Annotated in this window: 1 protein-coding gene; it reads right to left on the bottom strand. The window is 73.2% G+C overall.

Features of this window, described 5'->3' with window-relative positions; genetic code table 11:
- The coding region (locus A6V37_RS02095) for an aldehyde dehydrogenase family protein (RefSeq protein WP_157447842.1) at positions 1-251 on the bottom strand (251 nt) is incomplete at its 3' end.
- Between the last annotated feature and the right edge of the window lie 413 nt (positions 252-664).

Below are 664 nucleotides of genomic sequence, written 5' to 3'. Positions count from 1 at the left end.
TCCCACAGCGGCTTGCCGGTTTCGCGGCCGATTGCTTCGGCCAGCGCTTCCTTGCGTTCAGTCCCGACCGCCGCGAATCGGCCCACCACGCCGCAACGCTCGTCGAGGCTCAACGCCGACCATCCCCCCAAGCCGCCGCGCGCGCTCCGCACCGCGCGGCCGACGTCGTCCGCCGCGGCGCTATCGCCCTCCCACACCCTCTCCCCCCTGCCCTCCTTCCCCGCCCCCAGCGCGCGCCCCTCCCCCCCCACGTCGCGACCCGCCTGGCCCTCCTGCCCCCGCAGTCCCCCCCGCGCGGTCCAACCCTACGCACGCCACTCCCCTCCCGCCCCCTTCTACCCCGCCTCCCCCCCGCCCGCCCGCTACCCCAGCTCTCGCGCTTTGACCCCCCCCCCCCTCGCCAACCCCTCGCCCCCCCCCTCCCCCCTCGCGACTCCGTGCTCTCTACCTCGTCCTATTCCTCCTTATCTGTCCCGCCCTTACGAACTCGTCCTATCTTTCACCCCCGCCTCACTCCTCCCATCCCCCCTCGAACCACCCGTCTCGTTCCTACCGGTGCTGCCCGTCCTCACTCGCTTCCCCAACTCCCCATCCCGCCTCTCCCTCTCTCCCCCCGCCGCTGCGTGCCCTGCTCCCGCCTCCCCCCACTCTTCCGCCCTAACCT

Origin of the sequence: Paraburkholderia ginsengiterrae (genome assembly GCF_001645125.1) — a bacterium.
GTDB classification, from domain to species: domain Bacteria; phylum Pseudomonadota; class Gammaproteobacteria; order Burkholderiales; family Burkholderiaceae; genus Paraburkholderia; species Paraburkholderia ginsengiterrae.
Note: the sequence above shows the minus strand (reverse complement) of the source record. Positions and strands in the feature narration are given on the sequence as shown.